Annotated in this window: 24 protein-coding genes; 15 read left to right on the plus strand and 9 right to left on the minus strand. The window is 62.0% G+C overall.

The window, feature by feature from the left end:
• Positions 1–23: 23 nt before the first annotated feature.
• The 8 genes from hisB (at position 24) to ACVW0Y_RS03110 (ending at position 6098) form a co-directional block, all read left to right on the plus strand.
• Complete coding sequence (gene hisB / locus ACVW0Y_RS03075; protein WP_457435980.1) at positions 24–617, plus strand: imidazoleglycerol-phosphate dehydratase HisB; 594 nt, start codon at positions 24–26, stop codon at positions 615–617.
• Entirely contained in the window at positions 617–1255 is a 639-nt protein-coding gene (hisH, locus tag ACVW0Y_RS03080; protein WP_457435981.1) for an imidazole glycerol phosphate synthase subunit HisH, read from the plus strand. Before hisB ends, hisH begins: the two co-directional genes overlap by 1 nt.
• Complete coding sequence (locus ACVW0Y_RS03085) at positions 1255–1515, plus strand: DUF2164 domain-containing protein (RefSeq protein WP_457435983.1); 261 nt, start codon at positions 1255–1257, stop codon at positions 1513–1515. The genes hisH and ACVW0Y_RS03085 overlap by 1 nt, the downstream gene beginning before the upstream one ends.
• A 39-nt stretch (positions 1516–1554) precedes the next feature.
• Entirely contained in the window at positions 1555–2292 is a 738-nt protein-coding gene (hisA, locus tag ACVW0Y_RS03090; RefSeq protein ID WP_457435984.1) for a 1-(5-phosphoribosyl)-5-[(5-phosphoribosylamino)methylideneamino]imidazole-4-carboxamide isomerase, read from the plus strand.
• A gap of 10 nt (positions 2293–2302) precedes the next feature.
• The gene (gene hisF, locus ACVW0Y_RS03095; RefSeq protein ID WP_457435985.1) at positions 2303–3073 is read left to right on the plus strand and encodes an imidazole glycerol phosphate synthase subunit HisF; all 771 of its coding nucleotides are present in this window, start codon (positions 2303–2305) and stop codon (positions 3071–3073) included.
• Between the two features lie 279 nt (positions 3074–3352).
• Complete coding sequence (locus tag ACVW0Y_RS03100) at positions 3353–4108, plus strand: substrate-binding periplasmic protein (protein WP_457435986.1); 756 nt, start codon at positions 3353–3355, stop codon at positions 4106–4108.
• Positions 4109–4340: 232 nt separating this feature from the next.
• A complete protein-coding gene (locus tag ACVW0Y_RS03105; protein ID WP_457435987.1) occupies positions 4341–5099 on the plus strand; it encodes a substrate-binding periplasmic protein in 759 nt (252 codons plus the stop codon).
• A gap of 243 nt (positions 5100–5342) precedes the next feature.
• Positions 5343–6098: a substrate-binding periplasmic protein gene (locus ACVW0Y_RS03110; protein WP_457435988.1), complete on the plus strand. Its 756-nt coding sequence runs from the start codon at positions 5343–5345 to the stop codon at positions 6096–6098.
• Between the two features lie 82 nt (positions 6099–6180).
• Here ACVW0Y_RS03110 and ACVW0Y_RS03115 read toward each other — a convergent pair whose 3' ends face one another.
• The 3 genes from ACVW0Y_RS03115 to ACVW0Y_RS03125 form a co-directional block, all read right to left on the minus strand.
• On the minus strand, positions 6181–7509 hold the full coding sequence (locus ACVW0Y_RS03115) for a S41 family peptidase (protein WP_457435989.1): 1329 nt from the start codon (positions 7507–7509) through the stop codon (positions 6181–6183).
• Between the two features lie 34 nt (positions 7510–7543).
• Positions 7544–8818 (minus strand): murein hydrolase activator EnvC family protein, encoded by a 1275-nt coding sequence (locus ACVW0Y_RS03120; RefSeq protein WP_457435990.1) that lies wholly within the window; start codon positions 8816–8818, stop codon positions 7544–7546.
• A gap of 271 nt (positions 8819–9089) precedes the next feature.
• The gene (locus ACVW0Y_RS03125; protein WP_457435991.1) at positions 9090–10454 is read right to left on the minus strand and encodes a formimidoylglutamate deiminase; all 1365 of its coding nucleotides are present in this window, start codon (positions 10452–10454) and stop codon (positions 9090–9092) included.
• Between the two features lie 136 nt (positions 10455–10590).
• Here ACVW0Y_RS03125 and hutC point away from each other — a divergent pair, with 136 nt between their 5' ends.
• Positions 10591–11322: a histidine utilization repressor gene (hutC, locus tag ACVW0Y_RS03130; RefSeq protein ID WP_457436318.1), complete on the plus strand. Its 732-nt coding sequence runs from the start codon at positions 10591–10593 to the stop codon at positions 11320–11322.
• Positions 11319–11882, plus strand: a complete 564-nt coding sequence (locus tag ACVW0Y_RS03135) for a HutD/Ves family protein (RefSeq protein ID WP_457435992.1) — start codon at positions 11319–11321, stop codon at positions 11880–11882. Before hutC ends, ACVW0Y_RS03135 begins: the two co-directional genes overlap by 4 nt.
• Positions 11883–11951: 69 nt before the next feature.
• Here the strand turns inward: ACVW0Y_RS03135 and hutH are convergent, their stop codons facing one another.
• From hutH to ACVW0Y_RS03155, 4 genes are all read right to left on the minus strand, one after another.
• Positions 11952–13484 carry a histidine ammonia-lyase gene (gene hutH, locus ACVW0Y_RS03140; protein ID WP_457435993.1) on the minus strand — a complete coding sequence of 511 codons (1533 nt, stop codon included), beginning with the start codon at positions 13482–13484 and terminating at the stop codon, positions 11952–11954.
• A gap of 211 nt (positions 13485–13695) precedes the next feature.
• Complete coding sequence (locus ACVW0Y_RS03145) at positions 13696–14148, minus strand: DUF2214 family protein (protein WP_457435995.1); 453 nt, start codon at positions 14146–14148, stop codon at positions 13696–13698.
• A 62-nt stretch (positions 14149–14210) separates the two neighbouring features.
• On the minus strand, positions 14211–15272 hold the full coding sequence (locus ACVW0Y_RS03150; RefSeq protein WP_457435996.1) for a sensor domain-containing diguanylate cyclase: 1062 nt from the start codon (positions 15270–15272) through the stop codon (positions 14211–14213).
• Entirely contained in the window at positions 15247–16626 is a 1380-nt protein-coding gene (locus tag ACVW0Y_RS03155) for an MATE family efflux transporter (RefSeq protein ID WP_457435997.1), read from the minus strand. Before ACVW0Y_RS03155 ends, ACVW0Y_RS03150 begins: the two co-directional genes overlap by 26 nt.
• Positions 16627–16776: 150 nt before the next feature.
• On the opposite strand from ACVW0Y_RS03155, the gene ACVW0Y_RS03160 reads away from it, so the two are divergent.
• A complete protein-coding gene (locus tag ACVW0Y_RS03160; protein WP_457435999.1) occupies positions 16777–16953 on the plus strand; it encodes a hypothetical protein in 177 nt (58 codons plus the stop codon).
• Positions 16954–17001: 48 nt separating this feature from the next.
• Here the strand turns inward: ACVW0Y_RS03160 and ACVW0Y_RS03165 are convergent, their stop codons facing one another.
• Positions 17002–18132, minus strand: coding sequence for a M14 family metallopeptidase (locus ACVW0Y_RS03165; RefSeq protein WP_457436000.1), 1131 nt, complete (start codon positions 18130–18132; stop codon positions 17002–17004).
• Between the two features lie 136 nt (positions 18133–18268).
• Positions 18269–18562, minus strand: coding sequence for a hypothetical protein (locus tag ACVW0Y_RS03170; protein WP_457436001.1), 294 nt, complete (start codon positions 18560–18562; stop codon positions 18269–18271).
• 181 nt (positions 18563–18743) lie between these two features.
• Between ACVW0Y_RS03170 and ACVW0Y_RS03175 the strand changes: the two genes are divergently transcribed.
• From ACVW0Y_RS03175 to ACVW0Y_RS03190, 4 genes are read left to right on the plus strand one after another with little or no spacing between them, the layout of a single operon-like run.
• Positions 18744–19874: an MlaE family ABC transporter permease gene (locus tag ACVW0Y_RS03175; protein ID WP_457436003.1), complete on the plus strand. Its 1131-nt coding sequence runs from the start codon at positions 18744–18746 to the stop codon at positions 19872–19874.
• Positions 19871–20659: an ABC transporter ATP-binding protein gene (locus ACVW0Y_RS03180; protein WP_457436004.1), complete on the plus strand. Its 789-nt coding sequence runs from the start codon at positions 19871–19873 to the stop codon at positions 20657–20659. Before ACVW0Y_RS03175 ends, ACVW0Y_RS03180 begins: the two co-directional genes overlap by 4 nt.
• A 1-nt stretch (position 20660) precedes the next feature.
• Complete coding sequence (locus ACVW0Y_RS03185) at positions 20661–21599, plus strand: MlaD family protein (RefSeq protein WP_457436005.1); 939 nt, start codon at positions 20661–20663, stop codon at positions 21597–21599.
• A complete protein-coding gene (locus ACVW0Y_RS03190; RefSeq protein ID WP_457436007.1) occupies positions 21596–22207 on the plus strand; it encodes an ABC-type transport auxiliary lipoprotein family protein in 612 nt (203 codons plus the stop codon). The genes ACVW0Y_RS03185 and ACVW0Y_RS03190 overlap by 4 nt, the downstream gene beginning before the upstream one ends.
• Positions 22208–22235 lie beyond the last annotated feature (28 nt).

Below are 22235 nucleotides of genomic sequence, written 5' to 3' on the forward strand. Positions count from 1 at the left end.
GAAACGATTTTGTGGAGCTGGTGATGGCCGAACGTACGGCGTCCGTCGAACGCAACACTCTGGAAACCCAGATCAAGGCGTCTATCAATCTGGATGGCACCGGCAAAGCACGCTTTGCCATTGGCGTGCCCTTTCTTGAGCACATGCTCGACCAGATCGCCCGTCACGGGCTGATCGACCTGGATATCGAAGCCGAAGGCGACCTGCATATCGACGACCACCATATGGTGGAAGACGTCGGTATCACCCTCGGCCAGGCCTTTGCCAAAGCCATCGGCGACAAGAAAGGCATCGTTCGTTACGGCCATTCCTATGTGCCGTTGGACGAAGCGCTGTCCCGTGTGGTGATCGACTTCTCCGGTCGCCCCGGCCTGCAGATGCATGTGCCTTACACCCGCGCCACCGTTGGCGGCTTCGATGTCGACCTGTTTCAGGAGTTCTTCCAGGGCTTCGTCAACCACGCCCTGGTCAGCCTGCACATCGACAACTTGCGCGGGCACAACACCCACCACCAGATCGAAACCGTCTTCAAGGCTTTCGGCCGCGCGCTGCGCATGGCTGTGACCCTGGATGAGCGCATGGCTGGGCAGATGCCGTCGACCAAGGGTTGCCTGTAATGCAAACGGTGGCAGTCATTGACTACGGCATGGGCAACCTGCACTCGGTGGCCAAGGCCCTCGAACATGTGGGTGCCGGCCGGGTGCAGATCACCAGCGATGCCAATGTAATTCGTGAAGCCGACCGCGTGGTGTTCCCCGGCGTCGGCGCGATTCGCGATTGCATGGCCGAGATTCGTCGTCTGGGCTTTGACAGCCTGGTGCGCGAAGTCAGCCAGGACCGTCCGTTCCTCGGCATCTGCGTGGGCATGCAAGCGCTGCTCGACCACAGTGAAGAGAACGGCGGCGTCGATTGCATCGGCCAGTTTCCCGGTGCCGTGCGTTTCTTCGGCAAAGATCTGGTGGAAGACGGCGAAGCCCTGAAAGTCCCACATATGGGCTGGAACGAAGTGGCGCAAACCCTCGACCATCCGTTGTGGCACAGCATTCCGGATCAGGCGCGCTTCTACTTTGTGCACAGCTTCTATATCGACGCAGGTAACGCCCGGCAGATCGCCGGTCGCGGTCACTACGGTGTCGACTTCGCTGCCGCCCTGGCCGATGGTTCGCGCTTCGCCGTGCAGTTCCACCCGGAAAAGAGCCACACCCACGGTCTGCAGTTGCTGCAGAACTTCGCCGCCTGGGATGGTCGCTGGTAATGAGCCGCGGCAAACAAAAGGTGCCAAGCCTGAGTCTCGAACCCGCGCAGGAAACTGCTGCGGTGGCTGTGCTCAAGCGCTTTCTCGAGGATCGTTTCGAGCTGGAACTGGGTAGCTTCGAAGCCCAGGAAGTGCTCGAGGTCTTTACCCGTGAAGTGGCCCCACTGTTTTACAACAAGGCGATTGCCGATGTGCAGGCGCACCTGGCTGACAGGTTCGTGAGCATCGAAAGCGACTTGTGGGCACTCGAAAAGAGCTGACCCTTTCCCCGACTTTCAAGACTTGAGCAGGTTCGACTGATGCTGATTATCCCCGCTATCGATCTTAAAGACGGTGCCTGCGTGCGCTTGCGCCAGGGCCGGATGGAAGATTCCACGGTGTTCTCCGATGACCCGGTGAGCATGGCCGCGAAATGGGTTGAGGGTGGCTGCCGTCGTCTGCATCTGGTCGACCTCAATGGTGCCTTCGAAGGCCAACCGGTCAACGGCGAAGTGGTCACCGCCATCGCCAAGCGTTACCCGAACCTGCCGATCCAGATCGGCGGCGGCATCCGTTCGCTGGAAACCATCGAGCACTACGTCAAAGCCGGCGTCAGCTACGTGATCATCGGCACCAAGGCGGTCAAGCAGCCTGAGTTTGTCGCCGAAGCGTGCAAAGCGTTCCCGGGCAAGGTGATTGTCGGCCTGGATGCCAAAGATGGTTTTGTGGCCACCGACGGCTGGGCTGAAGTCAGCACCGTACAGGTGATCGACCTGGCCAAGCGTTTCGAAGCCGACGGTGTGTCGGCCATCGTTTATACCGATATCGCCAAAGACGGCATGATGCAGGGCTGTAACGTGCCCTTCACCGCCGCCCTGGCCGCCGCCACCAAGATTCCGGTGATCGCTTCCGGCGGTATCCACAACCTGGGCGACATCAAGTCGCTGCTGGACGCCAAGGCCCCTGGCATCATCGGTGCCATCACCGGCCGGGCGATTTACGAAGGTACTCTGGACGTTGCCGAAGCTCAGGCTTACTGCGACGCCTACAACGGCTGAGGACTGACCCATGGCGCTGGCCAAACGCATCATCCCTTGCCTCGACGTCGACAATGGCCGCGTGGTCAAAGGCGTCAAATTCGAGAACATCCGTGATGCCGGCGACCCGGTGGAAATTGCCCGTCGCTACGACGAGCAGGGTGCCGATGAAATTACCTTTCTCGACATCACCGCCAGCGTCGATGGCCGCGACACCACGCTGCATACCGTCGAGCGCATGGCCAGCCAGGTGTTTATCCCACTGACCGTGGGCGGTGGCGTGCGTACTGTGCAGGACATCCGCAACCTGCTGAATGCCGGAGCCGACAAGGTGTCGATCAACACCGCTGCGGTGTTCAACCCGGAATTCGTCGGCGAAGCCGCCTCGCGTTTCGGTGCGCAATGCATCGTGGTTGCCATCGATGCCAAGAAGGTTTCGCTACCCGGCGAAACCCCGCGCTGGGAAATCTTCACCCACGGCGGGCGCAAACCCACTGGCCTCGATGCCGTGCTGTGGGCGAAAAAAATGGAAGACCTCGGTGCCGGCGAAATCTTGCTTACCAGCATGGATCAGGACGGCATGAAGAACGGTTTTGACCTTGGCGTTACCCGCGCCATCAGTGAAACCGTGGGCATTCCGGTGATTGCTTCCGGCGGTGTGGGCAATCTGCAGCACTTGGCCGACGGCATCCTGGAAGGCAAGGCGTCGGCAGTATTGGCTGCGAGCATTTTCCACTTTGGTGAATACACCGTGCCGGAAGCCAAAGCCTATATGGCGAGCCGCGGCATCGTGGTCCGTTAAAACTGCTGCGCTCGGTTATGTGGCGTTAAAAGCAGGCGCAAAAATGCTCATTGGCGAGAGCCCACTGCGCTTTTTTTTGCCCGCGTTTGCCTTGCCTGACCTTCGCTCGCTACGTTTTAAGCGTCATGGGCCTGAACCAACACTCCGAGCAAGTGAGTGTTCTGGCTGCTAAGTTGCATGTTGTTCTGCACGGCTTGGCCCGGGAGCATTAAAGGATCAACCCACTGGTCCTGCTCCCCAGCGCTGCGCCTCAAATCCCTTAGAGGTAGAGAGACCCAAATGTACAAACGCCTGCTGCTTGCGCTGGCAAGCACCGTAATGGTGCTTGCTGGCAGTGCTCGTGCTGAAGTAAACCCGGATTACAGCGTCGTGCTGCTGACCGAAAACTTCCCGCCTTACAACATGGCCATCAACGGCAAGAACTTCGCTCAGGAAGACAATATCGACGGCATCGCCGTGGACGTGGTCAAAGAGATGTTCAAACGTGCGGGCATCAAATACACCCTGACCCTGCGTTTCCCTTGGGATCGGATCTACAAGCTGGCGCTGGAAAAGCCAGGCTATGGGGTGTTCGTGACGGCGCGCCTGCCCGAGCGTGAGGCCTCGTTCAAATGGGTCGGGCCGATTGGTCCGGATGACTGGATCATGCTGGCCAAGGCCGATAGCCCAATCACCCTCAACAACCTCGACGATGCTCGCAAGTACAGCGTTGGTGCGTACAAAGGTGACGCCATCGCCGAATACCTCACCGAACACAAGCTCGAGCCTGTTACCGCACTACGCGATCAGGAAAATGCGCAAAAACTGCGCGATGGTCAGATCGATCTGTGGGCCACTGGCGACCCTGCCGGCCGTTACCTGGCCAAGCAGGAAGGCGTGACCGGTCTTAAAACTGTGCTGCGCTTCAACAAAGCGCAGTTGTACCTGGCCCTCAACAAGGAAACCCCCGACGAGGTGGTACAGAAGCTGCAGGGTGCGTTGGACAAGATGCGCAGTGAGGGCTTCGTCGACGAAATCCTCAACAGCTATCTGTAGGGTCAAGCCAGCCGGGCACTTCTAACTGCCCGGCCATCTGTTGCGGCGGCACCCTGGCATTCCAAGAAGAAGAGCACTGCAAGACGGGCCACAAGCCTGCCTTGCGCCGACCTATTTTCTCGATCCGTGCCGCTCGACCAACAGCAGTCTTGTCCGTCGCAATGGCGGGCAGGTGAGGGTGTAGCTATTGCGTCTTGGGGTTGGGTCGACAGATCGCAGACAGGACAGAATCATGCTGAAAGTGTTCACCCGTTCGTTGTTGCTGGGCCTGGCACTCGCTGCCAGCAGTGTCGCCCACGCCGAGTTGCCGTATGGCTACAAGGTGGTGTTGCTGACCGAAAACTTCCCGCCCTTCAACATGGCCATCGACGACAAAAACTTTGCCCGTGACGATGGTATCGACGGCATCAGCGCCGAGATCGTGCGCGAAATGTTCAAGCGTGCCGGCATCGAATACTCCCTGAGCCTGCGTTTCCCCTGGGACCGGCTGTACAAGCTGACCCTCGACAAACCCAACTACGGGCTGTTCTCCACTACCTACACCGAAGAGCGCAAGCCGCTGTTCAAATGGGTGGGGCCGCTGGCGAAAACCGGCTGGGTGCTGCTGGCCAAACCGGGTAGCACGCTGAAGCTCAAAAACCTCAAGGAAGCGAGCAAATACACCGTCGGTGCCTACAAGAACGACGCCGTCAGCCAGCATCTGGAAAGCCAGGGCATGGCCCCGGTGAACGCCCTGCGTGACCAGGAAAACGTCGCCAAGCTGATGGAGGGCAAGATCGACCTGTGGGCCACCACCGACCCGGTGGGCCGTTACCTGGCCAAGCAGGAAGGCGTCAGCGGATTGTCCACCGCCCTGCGCTTCAACGATGCCCAACTGTACCTGGCGCTGAACATCGACACCCCGGACGAAGTGGTGCAGCGCCTGCAAAAGGCCCTGGATGACATGCGTACCGAAGGTTTTGTCGACGACGTGACCAATAACTACCTGTAGCCCTCAAGAGCATCGCGGCTAACGCCCCTCCCACAGGAAATCGTGAATCCTGTGGGAGGGGCGTTAGCCGCGACTCCTGCGAACGAAGACTTCTTGTCCCAATCCGTCGCTATCTGTCCCTCCACGCTCTCTCCGCTCTGAGATCTGCGTCACAAAATTCTATGGAACTCTCTGTACGATTGCGCGCTTGCTGCGCCGGAACTCGGCTGCCCGAAAAAATCCTCGATAGGACATCACCCGATCATGCTGAAACTATTCACCCGTACCCTGTTGCTGGGCCTGGCCCTGGTCGCCAGCGCCGCCCGCGCCGAGCTGCCGGAAGGCTACGAAGTGGTACTGCTGACCGAAAACTTCCCGCCGTTCAACATGGCGGTGGGCGACAAGAACTTCGCCCGCGATGAAGGCATCGATGGCATCAGCGCCGAGCTGGTGCGGGAAATGTTCAAGCGCGCTGACATCAAGTACAACCTGACCCTGCGCTTCCCCTGGGACCGTCTGTACAAGCTGACCCAGGACAACGCCAACTACGGCCTGTTCTCCACCACCCGCACCGAGGCGCGCCAGGCACTGTTCAAATGGGTTGGCCCGCTGGCCAACACCAGTGCGGTAATTCTGGCCAAGCCGGGCAGCACCTTGAAGCTCAACAGCCTGGAAGAAGCCAACCAGTACAAGCTCGGTGCCTATAAAAACGCCTCGGTCAGCCAGTACCTGGAAGGCAAAGGCATGACTCCGGTGAACGCCCTGCGTGACCAGGAAAACGTCAGCAAACTGATGGAAGGCAAGATCGACCTGTGGGCCACCACCGATCCGGTGGGGCGCTACCTGGCCAAGCAGGAAGGTGTGAATGGTCTGGTGACCGTGCTGCGTTTCAACGAAAACCAGTTGTTCCTGGCGCTGAACCTCAACACCCCGGATGAAGTCGTACAGCGCTTGCAGAAAGCCCTGGATGCGATGCGTGCCGATGGCACCGTAGAGAAGATTTCCAGCAGCTACCTGTAAACCAACACCGCCGTAAACTAAAAAGCCGAACCCAGAGGGTTCGGCTTTTTACTTTTAACAGCGTCGATTCCTGGCAACAAAGTTACTGGCTGCGAGTAACGTTCAACCCTTTCAACAAGCTCAACGCCTGGCTCAACTGGAAGTCGTCATCCTGCGGGCGCGTCTTGCCGCTCTGGGCTTTCAGCTCGCTGCTGGTTTTGTCCTTGCCGCCATTACCGTTGCCCAGGTGGCCGGCCAGGTCGGCTTCCTTGTAGCTTTCGCCGTCGTCTTCGCGGGTGATCTTGGCGCGCGTCACTTCGATATCGGGAACGATGCCCTGGGCCTGGATGGAGCGGCCGTTGGGGGTGAAGTACAGCGCGGTGGTGATCTTCAGGGCGCGGTCATTGCTCAGCGGCAGCACGGTTTGCACCGAGCCTTTGCCGAAGCTGTTGGTGCCCATGAGGATGCCGCGCTTCTGGTCCTGCAGGGCACCGGCGACGATCTCCGAAGCCGAGGCGCTGCCGCCGTTGATCAGCACCACCAACGGCACGCCTTCGCTGGCGTCGGCCGGGTCGGCGGAGAAGCGCAGTTCGGAGTTGGCGATACGGCCCTTGGTGTAAACGATCAGACCTTTGGTAAGGAAGTGGTCAGACACTTCCACGGCCGCCTGCAGCACGCCGCCGGGGTTGTTGCGCAGGTCCAGCACCAGGCCACGCAATTTCTTGCCGTCGTTGTCTTTCTTCAGCTTGGCCAGGGCCTTGCCCACTTCGTCGCCGCTGTTGACCTGGAACTGGGTGATTCGCAGGTAGCCATAACCCGGTTCCAGGGTCTGGCTCTTGACGCTCTTGACCTTGATCACCGCGCGGGTCAGTTGCACATCGAAGGGGTCGCCGCCGTCGCGCACCAGGGTCAGCAGGATCTTCTCGCCGGCCTTGCCGCGCATCTTGTCCACGGCTTCCATCATCGACAGGCCCTTGGTGGGCTCGCCGTTGATTTTCACGATCAGGTCACCGGGCTGGATACCAGCTTTCGAGGCGGGGGTGTCGTCGATGGGCGAGACCACTTTGACGAAGCCATCTTCCAGGCCGACTTCGATGCCCAGGCCGCCGAATTCGCCGCTGGTGCTTTCTTGCAACTCAGCGAAGTCTTCCGGGCCCAGGTAGGCGGAGTGCGGGTCGAGGTTGCTGAGCATGCCCTTGATGGCGTTTTCCAGCAGGGTCTTGTCGTCCACCGGTTCCACATAGGCGGCTTTGATACGGTCCAGCACCTCGGCGAAGGTGCGCAGTTCGTCCAATGGCAGCGGTGCCTTGGCGGTCGCCGGCGAGGCGGCTGGTGCCTTGCTTTCAACATCGGTAGCGGCGTGCAGGAGCGGGGCGCCGAGCGCCAGCGCGATAGCCAGGGCCAGGGAATTAAGGCGAGACAAATGCGGCATATCGAACGAGCTCCACTAATAAGAGGTACTGGGCCTATCCCTGCGCCCGACACCATTGCGCGGGGTCGCTGGGGCGGCCCTGCTGACGAATCGCAAAATACAGCGCCGGGGTGTCCTGGCCGCCGCTGGTGCCGACCGTCGCAATCGGTTCGCCAGCTTTGACCACGTCACCCGCGTCTTTCAATAAGCTTTGATTGTGCCCGTACAGGCTCAGGTAGCCGTTGCCATGGTCGAGGATTACCAGCAGCCCGGAACCGCGCAACCAGTCGGCAAATACCACGCGCCCACCACTCACGGCACGCACTTGGCTACCCGCGGAGGCACCGATCAGCACGCCGTCCCATGTTGTACGAGCGTCATCGCCGCGTTGGGTTCCATATCGCGCCACGATGCGGCCATTCACCGGCCACGGCAATTTGCCGCGGGCACTGGCAAACGCGCCGCCAAATGTGGCGCCGTCGCTGGAAACCATCGGGCCGCTGGCGGCACTGACCGGCTTCTGACCGGGGCCGACACGGCGGTTGGCCATGGCCAGCTGCTGTTCTTCCTCAGCACGCTTGCGTGCTTCTTCCGCGGCCTTGGCTTCGCGGGCCTGACGGGCCAGGGTTTCTTCGATGGTTTTCAGCACATTGCCCAGCGCGGCTTGTTCCTGCTGACGGGCCTTGAGCTTCTGGTCGCTGCTTTTCGAATCGTTGTTGAGCTTGGCCAACGCCAGCTGGCGCTCTTTGCGCACTTGGGCCAACTGGTCGCGGCGCTGATCAAGGGCACCTTTGCGCTGATCGAGCTGGGCCTTTTCCTCGGCGCTCTCGCGTTCGACGTTGGCCAGTTGGCGCAGGGTTTCGTTGAAGGTGTTGAGCTGATCGAGGCGGGCTTGGCTGACGTAGTCGTAGTAGGTGAGGGTGCGGGCGAATTTTTCCGGATTCTGCTGGTTGAGCAGGAGTTTTAAATACTCCTGCCTACCACTCTGGTAGGCCGCTCGCGCCTGGATGCCGATCAGCCTTTGCTGTTCGAGGCGCGCACCTTCAAGTTTTTTTTTCTCACCATCGAGGCGCTGGATCTCGGATTCGCTGTCCTTGAGTTGCTCCTCAAGGGTTTTGATCTGTTTCTCCAGATCGCCCATCTCGGTTTCGGTGCCACGCAGCTGTTTCTGGATCCCGGATTTGTCCGCCTCGATCTTCTGCAGCAGCTTTTTCAGCTCGGCAACATCTTGCTGGGCGGCGTCGAGCTGCTTCTGGGTGTCTGCGCGCTCGTCGGCCAGGGCCGGGCACAGCAGGCAAGCGAGAACAATGGCGGTCAGGGTGCGAAGCATGGGGGTGGGCGATACCGGATGGAGACGGCCTAGTATGCCCGCGGTGCGCGGCAAAAAAAACGTCCGCACTGCTCAGCTGGAATAAATGTGGGGCACAGGCCTCAGGCCAGCCGTGAATCCCTGCGCGGCGCGGCGCATATACGCGTGTATCAGATATCCCACCGTCGTCCCAGCGAAGGCTGGGACCCAGATTTTTGCACAAGAAAAATGTTGTCTGATCTGTCACAGCGCCTGGGTCCCAGCCTGCGCTGGGACGACGGTGATGGAGCCATTAGCCCAGCATGGCCTTAAGCACGCCCGCAAACGCCTGGGCGCTGACCTGCTCGTCGCGGTGCCGCCCATCACGCACCAACCATTGGCCGGCCACCAGCACATCGCGCACCTGCCGATCACCCCCGGCAAACAGCCAGCGGTTGAGAATGGCGTCGCCTTCGGCGCAGGCAATGTACGGGTCGCTGCCATCGAGCACGACGAAGTCGGCGCGTTTGCCCACCGTCAGTTCACCAATCGGTTGCCCCAGGGCTTGCGCACCGCCGGCCAGGGCCGCGTCGTACAGGGTCCGACCGATCATGGGCTGGTCGCTGCGGTACAGGCGGTTGCGTTTCTGATCGCGCAGGCGCTGGCCGTATTCCAGCCAGCGCAGTTCTTCGGCCACGCTTACCGATACATGGCTGTCGGAACCTATCCCCAGCCGTCCACCCTGGGCGAGGTAATCCACCGCCGGGAAGACGCCGTCGCCCAGATTGGCTTCGGTGGTCAGGCACAAACCGGCCACGGCCTGGCTGGCCGCCATCTGCCGCACCTCGTCGGGATTGGCGTGGGTGGCGTGGACCAGGCACCAGCGTTGGTCCACAGGCACGTGTTCGAACAGCCATTGCAGCGGGCGCTGGTTGCTCCAGGCCAGGCAGTCGTCGACTTCCTTTTGCTGCTCGGCGATATGGATATGCACCGGGCTGTCGCTGGCGCTGGCGGCCAGCACCTGGTCGATTTGCGTCGGGGTGACCGCCCGTAGCGAGTGGAAGCACAGGCCCAGGCGTTGCGTCGCCTGCTCAGCGAGGGCGCTGTGCAGGCGCTGTTGCAGGTCGAGGTAACTGTCGACGCTGTGGATAAAGCGGCGCTGGCCTTCATTGGCCGGCTGCCCGCCAAAGCCTGAATGGGAGTAGAGCACGGGCAGAAGCGTCAGACCGATACCGCTGTCGGCCGCCGCGTGGCTGATGCGCAGGCCCAGCTCGGCCGGGTTGGCGTAAGGCTGGCCGGCACTCGCGTGGTGTACGTAATGGAACTCGGCGACGCTGGTGTAGCCGGCCTTGAGCATTTCGATATACAGCTGGCGGGCGATAATTTCGATCTGCTCGGGCGTCAGCTGCGCCACCAGGCGGTACATCAGGTCGCGCCAGGTCCAGAAGCTGTCGTTGGGGTTGCCGGCCACTTCCGCCAGCCCGGCCATCAGCCGTTGAAAAGCATGCGAGTGGAGGTTGGGCATGCCCGGCAGTAGCGGGCCGTGCAGGCGTTCGGCACCGTCGTCGCTGGCGTCGGCCTGCACCTGTTGCAGCAGGCCGTCGGCACCCACCAGCAGGCGTACATTGCGCGCCCAACCGTTTGGCAGCAAAGCGCGCTCAGCAAAGAAAACAGGCATATTCCGGGCGCTCCAGGGCGATGTTCAGGTTGTATATACATATACAGAGGCAAACGGGAAACGTAAACTCTCGCCACCGTCGCGCCGGCAGCGCTGACTAGCCAAGGAGATTCCTGTGTCTGCTCCACAGTCCGAGATGGCCACCCTGGCCGCGCAACTGGGTGAGGTGCCTGCACCCCTGTATGCGCGGGTCAAACAGATGATCAGCGCGCAGATCCACGCCGGCGTCTGGCCACCCCATCACCGCGTGCCTTCGGAGAGCGAGCTGGTCGCGCAGCTGGGTTTCAGCCGCATGACCATCAACCGTGCGCTGCGCGAGTTGACCGCCGAAGGGTTGCTGGTGCGCATGCAGGGCGTTGGCACCTTTGTCGCCGAACCCAAGGGCCAGTCAGCGCTGTTCGAAGTGCACAATATCGCCGATGAAATCGCCGCCCGTGGCCATCGTCACCACTGTGTGGTGGTGCGCCTGGTGGAAGAAAAAGCCGGTGCTGAGCGCGCGGTGTTGCTGGACGTCCGTGAAGGCGAGCGGGTGTTCCATTCGCTGATCGTGCACTTTGAGAACGACATCCCGGTGCAGATCGAAGACCGCTACGTAAATGCCAGCGTCGCGCCGGATTACCTCCAGCAGGATTTCACCGTCGCCACCCCTTACGCCTACCTGATGCAGATCGCGCCGATGAGCGAAGGCGAGCATGTGGTCGAGGCGATTCTGGCTGAGCCCGCCGAATGCAAATTGCTGCAGATCGAGCGCGGCGAACCTTGCCTGCTGATCCGTCGTCGTACCTGGTCGGGGCGCCGCACCGTCACCGTGGCGCGCCTGTTGTACCCGGGTTCGCGCCATCGCCTGGAAGGGCGTTTCGCCTCATGACCTGGCAGCTGCTGCGCGCTGCCGATTACCCGCGTATGCCGTGGAAAAACGGCGGCGGCAGCACCCTGGAAATTCTCCGCGATGGTGATGGCCTGGAGGCTTTCGTCTGGCGTCTGTCGATTGCCGACGTCGCCCAGCCTGGGCCGTTTTCTGCGTTCAATGGCTATCAGCGAATCATCACCGTGCTGGAGGGTGAAGGCATGCAGCTAGAGGTCGATGGGCAACTGTCGCGACCGTTGCGCGCCTTGGATGCCTTCGCCTTTTCCGGGGATAGCCAGGTGCATTGCACGCTGCTGGGCGGGGCGATTCGTGACTTCAACCTGATCTATGCGCCAGAGCGTTGCCAGGCACGGTTGCAGTGGATGGCGGCGGGGGAGAGCGCGGTGTTTACATCGACCAAAACCGTTCTGTTGTTCAGTACCGGTGAGGCGTTACGCGTGAAGTTAGCGGGAGAGGCGGTGGAGTTGGGGCAGTATGATTGCCTGCACGTTTCCGGCGAACACCTGCAAACGCTGCGGTGCCAGGCCGCTCATCCGTACTGCCTGATTGAGCTCTCGTAGGAGCGGCTTTAGCCGCGATCCCTGCAAACGCAAGAGCATCGCGGCTTAAGCCGCTCCTACGAATGCTCGTCAGGCATACAGACGATCAAACGCCAACCAGCGCCCAAACGCGCCGTTCTCCACCCACGCCCGCGCTGCCGCGATGTCTGGAGCGAAGTAGCGGTCTTCGTCGTAGTGCGGCACTTCGCTACGCACCAGCTCGATCACTTCCAGCAGCAGCGGCGAGGTTTTCAGTGGCGCATGCAGTTCTACGCCTTGCGCTGCGCCAAGCAGTTCGATAGCCACGACTGCGCTGCTGTTGCCGGCCATATCCAGTAGCCGGCGGGCGGCGAAGGTGGCCATGGAGACATGGTCTTCCTGGTTGGCAGAAGTCGGCAGGCTGTCGATGGACGCCGGATGGCCGAGGGTTTTGTTTTCCGAGGCCAAGGCCGCGGCGGTGACTTGGGCAATCATAAAACCGGAGTTCAAGCCGCCTTCCTTCACCAGGAACGCGGGAAGACCGGACAACGCCGGGTCAACCAGTTGCGCAATGCGCCGCTCCGATAGCGCGCCGATTTCGGCGATGGCCAGGGCCAGCACGTCGGAGGCCATGGCCACCGGCTCGGCGTGGAAGTTGCCGCCCGACAGCACATCACCATCGGCACTGAATACCAGTGGGTTATCGGATACGGCGTTGGCTTCACGCAGGAAAATCTGCGCAGCAAAGCGCATATGGTCCAGGCAGGCCCCCATCACTTGTGGCTGGCAGCGCAGGGAGTAGGGGTCTTGCACGCGGGTGCAGTCGGCGTGGGATTCGCGGATCTCGCTGGTGTTGCCCAGCAGCTCGCGATAGAAGGCCGCCACGTCGATCTGCCCGGCCTGGCCGCGCACCGCTTGAATACGTGGGTCGAACGGCACGGCCGAACCTTTCAGCGCTTCCACGCTAAGGCTGCCGGCGACCACGGCGGCGCTGAACAGTTTTTCGGTGGCGAACAGGCCACGCAGGGCCAGGGCGGTGGACACCTGGGTGCCGTTGATCAGCGCCAGGCCTTCTTTCGGTCCCAGCACCATGGGTTGCAGACCGGCAATCGCCAGGCCTTCGAGCGCATCCATTTCACGGCCTTGGTGGCGCACGCGGCCAATGCCGATCAGCACCGCCGACATATGCGCCAACGGTGCCAAATCACCGGAGGCACCCACCGAACCCTGGGACGGAATGCACGGATAAACCTTGGCGTTGTACAGCGCTGCCAGGGCCTGGATCACTTCCCAACGGATACCGGAAAAACCACGGGCCAGGGAGCCGACTTTCAGCGCCATGATCAGACCGACGCTGGCATCGTCGAGCAGCGGTCCGGTGCCGGTGCAGTGCGACAGCAACAGGTTGCGTTGCAGTTTGGCCAGGGATTCGGTGGGGATCGAGGTGCGCGCCAGCAGGCCGAAACCGGTGTTGATGCCATACACCGTGCGCTGATTGGCGATGATTTCCAACACCGTGCGGTTACTGGTGTCGACCACTGCCTTGGCCGCCGGATCGAGTTCGAAAGGACATTGCTGCTGATAGATCGCACGCAAGTGTTCGAGGGTGAGCTGGCCGGGCTGAAGAAGCAGTGATTGCGACATGGGAGTGGTCCTGGAATTTGCCGGTAGAGGAAAACGAGCACATATATACGCTTGTATATACAGGTTAGGCAAATCGGCCGTGAAAGTCTTCTGCGAACTGCGTTTTCACACGAAAGCGCGAGGCGTGCCTCAACGGTGGTTGATAGTCGCCGCTTCGTTTGCGTGGGCGGCATCGCGGCCGAAGCCGCTCCTAAAGGGTTGAGGAGCGCGCCTAAAACGAGCCATGGCCTCTGGCCATCAATGCCGCCAGCAATGGCAGCACCAGCAGGCCCAGCAGCTCCAGGCGAATCACCAGAGTCACCAGCCTGGCCTGCTGGGCACTCACCTGCGGCACCTCGCCGGCCTTTACCGCCGAGCGCCATTTGAGGAACACCACGGTGGGCACGGCAGACAGCAGGCCAACCAGAATAAACAGGCCGAACTTGGCGTGGAACACGCTGTTGTGCAGGTAGTAGTCGAGCCCTTTGCCATACCACAGCACCCGCGCCGCGCCGGTGGCCAGCACCAGGCCGGCGGCGACTCCGTAGGCGGTATCGATACGCATCAGGCTGCGCGCGCGGGCCAGGTCCAGCGGCAGCTTGAACAGCTGGTGTTCCAGGGTCAGCAGGGCGAATAGCAGAAAGATCGCCAGGTAATGCAGGTACGCAGCAATGGCAGCGGCCATGGGAGTTCCTCGGGGGCTAGGGTGGTGAATCGCTCCGGAGTCTGCGCGCCGGATGCGCGGGCTCAGTTAAGGGTTTTGGGCACGGGATTGGCTTCGAACGCGGCGAATTCCACGCGGTTCCGGCCATTGCCTTTGGCGTGATACAGCGCCTGGTCGGCACGCTTCAGCGCGCGTTCGGGGTTTTCCTGCGGCTCGGCCAGCGCGCAGCCGACACTGATGGTCAGCTGCAGCTCGACCTCGCCGGTATCGATGGGCGTGCGCGCCAGGGCGGCGCGGATACGCTCGCCAATCATGCGCAGCTCTTCTTCGTGATGCACCTGGGTCAACACCACAAATTCCTCACCGCCACTGCGGGTCACCACATCCTGCGGACGCACCGCCGCGGCGATGCGCCGCGCGCTTTCCCAAAGCACCTTGTCGCCAGCGTCATGGCCGTGGGCATCGTTCACCCGCTTGAAATAATCGAGGTCGCAGAACAGCAGACCGAGCTTCAGGTGACGCTCTTCGGCACGGGTCTGCTCGCGGGGTAGAAAGTGCTCGAGGCCGGCGCGGTTCCACACCTGGGTCAGGCTGTCGAGCATGGTCTTGCGCTGCTCGCGGCTTAGCGCCGCGCGCAACTGTTGGGTCTGCTCACTTATATTCCGCAGCTTCAGGTAACCCTCGGCGAGGGTGGCCATGTCTTTCAGGCGCTGTTTCTGTTTGCGGTTCAGTTGTTTGGGCTTGGGGTGCAGTAGGCACAAGGTGCCGATCGCATGGCCATCCTGGGCATACAGCGGCTGGCCGGCATAGAAGCGCAGAAAGGGCGGGTTGGTGACCACCGGGTTATCGACGAAGCGCGGGTCCTGGTGGGTGTCTTCGACCATGAATAGATCCTCCTGGAGGATTGCGTGGCCGCAGAACGACAGGCTGCGCGGCGTTTCCGGAATCTCCAGGCCGCGACGGGCCTTGAACCATTGGCGGTCGCGGTCGATCAGGCTGATCAGTACGGTTTTCACCTCGAACATCTCGCTGACCACCTTCACCAGTACATCCAGGTACGGGTCGGCGGGCGTGTCCAGCAACTCCTGGTTATCCAGTACCTCCTGACGAATAAGCTCGTTAGCTGGGATTGCCGGGCTGAACATGCGCTGATCCTTCAAGGCTGGGCGGAACGAACCACTGGTCGCGGCGGGTCAGGTGGTAAGCATAGACACCCAAACACAAGCTTCGCAGCAACATGAACGCAAGAAAGGCCAACCACAGACCGTGGTTGCCGAAGTCGCGCAGCAGCCAGGCCAGGGGCAGCGCCAGGGCCACGCTGAGGAGCATGGCATCGCGCATTTCCCGTGCGCGGGTGGCCCCGATAAACAGGCCGTCGAGCAGGTAACTCCACACCGCCACCAGCGGCAGCAACGCCAGATAGGGCAGGTAGATATCCGCAGTGCGGCGCACTGAAGGGATATCGGTTTGTACGGCGATAAACAGCGACCCGCCGACGGCGAACAACAGGGCGAACAGCAGGCTGGCAAGCAGCGACCAGCCCCCAGCCACCACCAGGCTGCGCAGCAGCCCCAGGCGATCCCGGCCGCCCAGAGCATGGCCGCACAGCGCCTCGATGGCATGGGCGAAACCATCCAGGGCGTAGGCCGTCAGCAGTAGGCCATTGAGCAGCAGGGCGTTGGCCGCCACGGTTTCATCGCCCAGTCGCGCGCCTTGTACAGTCAGCAGAAAGAACACGCCCTGCAGGGCCAGGGAGCGGATAAAGATGTCGCGGTTCACCGCCAGCAGCGGCCGCCAGTTGCGCCATAACGCCATGGCCGTCCATTGGGTGCGCCCGGGATAACGGCGCAGGGCACCGCGGGTCAGGGCCAGGCCGAGCAGGGCACCGCCCCATTCGCTGAGCACCGCCGCCCGCGCTGCGCCCACCACCCCCCAGTCCAGGCCGAGGACAAACCACAGCGACAGGACGATATTCAACAGATTGGTGCCGAGCAGAATCGCCAGCGGCGCTCGGGCGTTCTGGGTGCCGAGAAACCAGCCGATCAGGGCGAAGTTGGCCAGCGCCGCCGGCAGGCCGAACAGGCGGGTATGGAAGAACGCACGGGTGTGTTGGTCGAGCTCGGCGGAGGGGTTCATCAGGTCCAGCGCCAGATCACCGAAGGGCAGGGCCAGCAAACCCAGGGTCAACGCCAGCAAGGCCGCCAGCGCCAGGCCCTGGATCAGCACCTGGCGCAACGCTCCGCCATCGGCACGACCGCTGGCCTGGGCGCTGAAGCCGGTGGTGCCCATGCGCAGAAAACCGAGGATGCCGACGATCATCACATACAGGGTGCTACCCACCGCCACTGCACCCAGTTGATGAGCATGGGGCAAATGGCCGACCACCGTGCTGTCCACCAGCGCCACCAGCGGTACGGAGATATTCGACAGAATCATCGGTGCCGCCAGGGCCCAGACTTTCCGGTGGGTGGGGCTATGGCTCCAGGCTTCGCGCAGCATCGGTAACTCCCTGTGGACGACGCAGTATAGAGATCACGTCTGGCGCGCCATAGGCCGTTATACGCAGGCTGAATAAGACCCAGCGGTCATCCACGGCGGGCACCGCTGGCCTACGCTGAAAGAACGGAAACATTCCACGAGGATGCCGTTATGACCCTAAGAACAAGAAAGTACCTGATCGCCTTCGGCCTGCTGATGGTCTGCGGCATTTACGCTGCCGCCGCCATCCGCGTGGAGCTGGCGCGGCAGGGGCCGCCGGTGGCGTCGGTGTCCTGCAAACATGATCTGTGCGTGCCACACACCGGGTGGCTTAGCTCGATGCGCTAAGGCAGTCGAGCGGCGAAATCGGCGCATACCGGCAAGCGGGTATGCGCCCTAACGCAATTCCTCCACCATCCCCGCCGTCACACTCAACACATCCTTGGCCAATTGCTTGGAGCGTTTGCCATCCCAACCGGTTTGCGGGTTGGGGCTGTCGTCGTGGTCTTTGAACGGCATTTCGATGGTGAACGACAGGCAGTCAAATTCTTCCCCTACCGCATTGCAGGCCAAGGTCATATTGGCCTTGCCCGGCTCGCTGCGCGGATAGCCAAAGCGCGTCTGGAATTCCGCGCCCTGCGCCACCAGGCGCTGGCGGAAGCGCTTTTCCAGTTCGGCAATACGCGGCGTATAGCCTGGGTTGCCTTCACAGGCGGCGGTGAATACATGGGGGATTTCTTCGTCGCCGTGGATATCCAGGAACAGGTCGACGCCCATTTTGCGCATCTGCTGCTGAATAAAAAACACCTCGGGGGTTTCCGCCTCATTGGCCGACTGCCACGCACGGTTCAGGTCCTTGCCGGCCGCATTGGTGCGCAGGTGGCCGCGGTAGGCACCATCGGGATTCACATTGGGTACCAGATACAGATCGGCTGTGCTCAGCAGGGCATCCAGTTCGGCGTCGTCGCGCAGCTTGAGACGCTCGATCAGCCCTTCCATAAACCACTCGGCCATATGTTCGCCGGGATGCTGCTGGGCAATGATCCACACCTTGCGCTGGGCATGGGGATTGCGGCTGATGCGCAGCAGTTGGATATCGCGGCCTTCGACGCTTTTGCCGCAGGCGACCAGCTCGGCGTCGGCCTTGAACAGCGCCTGGTCGATCAACCAGTCATGGCGTTCGCGGCTATAGGGTTCGAAGTAGGCGAACCAGATCTGTGCCTGCTGCACTTCCAGGCCAAAACCGAGGGTGCCGTCGGCGTAGGTGCTGGGCACGCGGAACCAGGTTTTCTGATCGTAGGAAGCGGCGGCGTGGTAACCCGACCAGGCCCAGTTGTAGGCCGACTCACCGGCATTGGTGATGCTGAAGTCGTAACGCTGGCCGGGCGTAAGGTCTTCGGCCTTGAAGTGAAACCACTGGAAGTGGTGGCTGTTGAGGTCCTTGCGCATCTTCAGCAACGGATGGTGCGGATTGCTGGAGTCTTGGACTTCGATATTGCCGCTGTCGAAGTGGGAGCTGATCTGCATGGTGAACCTCTACATCTATCTAATGCCCGGATGCCGTGTAGCTTCGCAGCTGAGCGCCGGCTTGCAAACGCAGAAGGCGACACAAACGTGCAAGGCCCCCAGGCAGTTGAAAAATAGACTGAGCTGATGAAAAGGCTCAGCTGATCAATAGACTCAGCAGCCACAAGCCCAGCACCAGCCAGATCAGCCCCAGCACCAGTGAGCGACGCATAAAGGCGCGCACCGCGCTGTAGAGCAATAACAAGCCAACGATCAGTGCGACGATGCTGAGCAGTGACGGGGTAATGCCCAGGGCGCTCGACAGACCATGGAGAAACTGTCGGCCGGCATTGCCGATCAGATGCAGCAGGCCACTCAAGCCGTCGACGATAAAACGGATAACGCTACCCAGCGCGTGGCCAAGCCAATCGAAGAATCCTTCTACCTGCATGCTCTGTCCTCGGTTGTTGTTCTGGTTGGGCAAGCGCAGCGGCTGGCGGTTCCATCTGAACGGCCGGCCGCTGGCGAGCTTGGCGCAGCCGCTCTAAACAGCAGGAAACACCTTGGCGTGCAGGTGATGTAACCTGCCATTGCTACGCTACCGGCCACCCAGGATGAATAAGCCGCTTGTTATGACTTCAGCCGCATTACGTTTGGACACTGCCGTAACGCCGGCACAGTTGCTGGTGAGCGGCGACTGGACCTTGCCCCACTACAGCCAGCTGGCTCGCGAAGTGGCCGCCTTGCGCCCGCAGTTGCAGGGCGGCACCCGGGTGCAACTGGCCGGGCTGCAAGGTTTGGACACCTCCGGTGCAGCCTTGCTGGCCGATCTGCTGGGTGCCGAGCGGCTGATCGATCTGGCCGCCAGCGACCCCAGTCTCAACCCCGCCCGCCAGGCATTGCTCAATTCGGTAGGCAGTGCCTTGCGCGAATACTGCCAACCGGAAAAACCCCAACCGCGCGCCGGGCTCGCCGATGTGCTGGCGCATATCGGCGACTTTGTCGTCAGCCTGTGGGCACGGGTGGCGGCGCTGCTCGGCTTTATCGGTCTGGTGCTGGAAACCCTTATCGGCGGTCTGTTCCGCCCACGCCGCTGGCGGTTCACTTCGCTGGTCGCCAATATCGAACAGACCGGCCTGGACGCCGTGCCCATCGTTGTGTTGCTGACCTTTATGGTCGGCGCTGTGGTGGCCTTTCTCGGTGCCACGGTGCTGGCCAACTTCGGTGCCACCATTTACACGGTGAACCTGGTGGCCTTCGCCTTTCTGCGGGAGTTTGGCGTGCTGCTCACCGCCATCCTCATGGCCGGCCGCACCGCCAGCGCCTTTACCGCGCAGATCGGTTCGATGAAGGCCAATGAAGAGGTCGATGCGATTCGCACCCTGGGTCTCAACCCCATCGAGTTGCTGGTGCTGCCACGGGTGCTGGCGCTGCTGGTGTCGCTGCCGATTCTGACCTTTCTGGCCATGCTCTCCGGCATTCTCGGCGGCGCGGTGGTCTGCCTGCTGGTGCTGAATATCTCGCCGACCATGTACCTCACCATCCTCCAGACCATCGATGTACAGCACCTGCTGGTGGGCCTGAGCAAGGCACCGCTGTTTGCCTTTCTGATTGCCGTGATCGGTTGCCTGGAGGGGTTCAAGGTCAGCGGCAGTGCGCAGTCGGTGGGTGAACACACCACTTCGGCAGTGGTGCAGTCGATCTTTGTGGTGATCCTGCTGGATGCCCTGGCGGCGATGTTCTTTATGGAGATGGGCTGGTGACGACGGATGCAATCATCGAAGTGCGCGACCTGACCAATGCCTTTGGCACCCAGGTGGTCCATCAGCACCTCGACCTGGATGTAGTGCGCGGCGAAATCCTCGGCATCGTCGGCGGCTCGGGCACCGGCAAGTCGGTGCTGCTGCGCTCGATTGTCGGCCTGCAGCGCCCCACCGCCGGCAGCGTAAAAGTGTTTGGCGAGAACCTGCTGAGTCTCTCGGCGGAAAAACGCTCACAGGTGGAGCGGCGCTTTGGCGTGCTGTTTCAGTCCGGCGCGCTGTTTTCCTCGCTTACCGTATTGGAAAATATCGCCCTGCCGCTGATCGAACACGCCGGCCTCAGCCGCGAAGAGGCGGAAAACCTCGCCGTGGTGAAACTGGCCCTGGCCGGTCTGCCTGAAACCGCGGCATACAAATACCCGGACTCGCTGTCTGGCGGCATGATCAAGCGTGCTGCCCTGGCGCGGGCATTGGCCCTGGACCCGGAGATCGTGTTCCTCGACGAGCCGACCGCCGGCCTCGACCCGATCAGCGCGGCGGCCTTCGACCAACTTATCCTGACTTTGCGCGATGCCCTCGGCCTAACCGTGTTTCTGGTGACCCACGACCTCGACACCCTCTACACCATCTGCGACCGGGTGGCAGTGTTGTCGCAAAAACGCGTGCTGGTGGCCGGCGATCTGCCCACCGTGGCTGCCACCAAAGACGCCTGGGTGCACGACTATTTCCATGGCCCCCGTGGCCGTGCGGCGCTGCAAGCCAGCGTCCGTCTGACGGAGAACAACTGATATGGAAACCCGCGCCCATCATGTGTTGATCGGCTTGTTCACGGTGCTGGCGGTAGCCGCAGCGCTGCTGTTCGGCTTGTGGCTGGCCAAGTCCACGGCCGACCGCGAATTTGCCCTCTACGACATCGTTTTCTACGAGGCGGTGAATGGCCTGTCGCCTGGCAGCACGGTGCAATACAGCGGCATCAAGGTCGGCGAGGTGATCGCCCTCAAACTCGATCCCAAAGACCCGCGCAAAGTGCGTGCGCGCATTCGCGTGGCGGCCGACACCCCGGTCAAGCAGGACACCCACGCCAAGCTGTCGCTGGTGGGGATCACCGGCGGCTCGTTTATCCAGATGCACAGCGGCTCGCCGGAAAGCCCCAAGCTGGTGAGCAAGACCGGCAAGGTGGCGGTGATAGTCGCGGACAAATCGCCGATCACCGCGCTGCTGGCCAGCGGCGAAGACCTGCTGACCAATATCAACAAGCTGGCCGCCAGCGCCAACCTGCTGGTTTCGCCGGACAACGTCGCCCGCGTCAGCCGTACCCTCGACCACCTGGATCAGGCCACCGGCGCCATTGCCGATGAGCGAGAAGACATGCGTGCCATCGTCAAACAACTGGCCGCCGCCTCGCGTCAGGCCAGCGTGACCCTGGAGCAGAGCAGCAAGGTCATGGCCACCGCCAACAACCTGCTCGACCAACAAGGCAAGGAGGCCCTCAATAGCGCCCGCGATGCCATGGCCGCGCTGGACCGCGCCAGCCAGAGCATCGAACGCCTGCTTAACGAAAACCGTGACTCGCTGAACGCCGGTGCCCAGGGCCTGAGCGCCATCGGCCCGGCGGTGGGCGAGTTGCGCGAAACCCTCAGCAGCCTGCGCGCGATCACCCGTCGCCTGCAGGAAGACCCGGCCGGCTACCTGCTTGGCGGCGAGAAGAACAAGGAGTTCCAACCATGACCCGTGCCCTGCTGACCCTGGGTTTGCTCAGCCTGTTGACGGCCTGCTCGATTCTGCCCAAGAGCGAGCCGAGCAATGTCTACCTGCTGCCCGGCGCGCCGGCCGTGGCTGCCAGCAGTGCGGCGGCGGTGAACTGGTCGCTGCGGGTGGCCAAACCGCAGGCCAATATGGCCCTGGATAATCCGCGCATTGCCGTGGTGCCCGAGGGTAGCGTGATCAGCAGCTACAAGGGTTCACGCTGGAGCGACAACGGCCCGGTGTTGTTGCGGGATCGGCTGCTCGATGGCTTTCAGGCCGACGGCCGCATCCATCAATTGAGTAGCGATGACGCCCAGCTGCAGGCCGACCTGGTGCTGGTCAGCGACCTGCGCGCATTCCAGAGCGAATACCAGAACGGCCAGGTGCAGGTGGTGGTGCGTCTGGATGTGCAGCTGGTGGATAGCGCCAGCCGCAAGATTCTCGCCGCGCGGCGCTTCGATGTGCGCCAGGCGGCCAGCAGTGAGCAGGTACCCGATGTGGTGCGCGCCTTCGGTCAGGCCAGCAACAGCCTGAGTGCGCAGCTGGTGCCCTGGGTGCTGGAGCAGGGGCAACAGCGCGCGCGACCCTGAGCAGTGGTTGGCGGGGTACGGGATAAGG

It is taken from the genome of Pseudomonas sp. TE3786 (genome assembly GCF_054057335.1).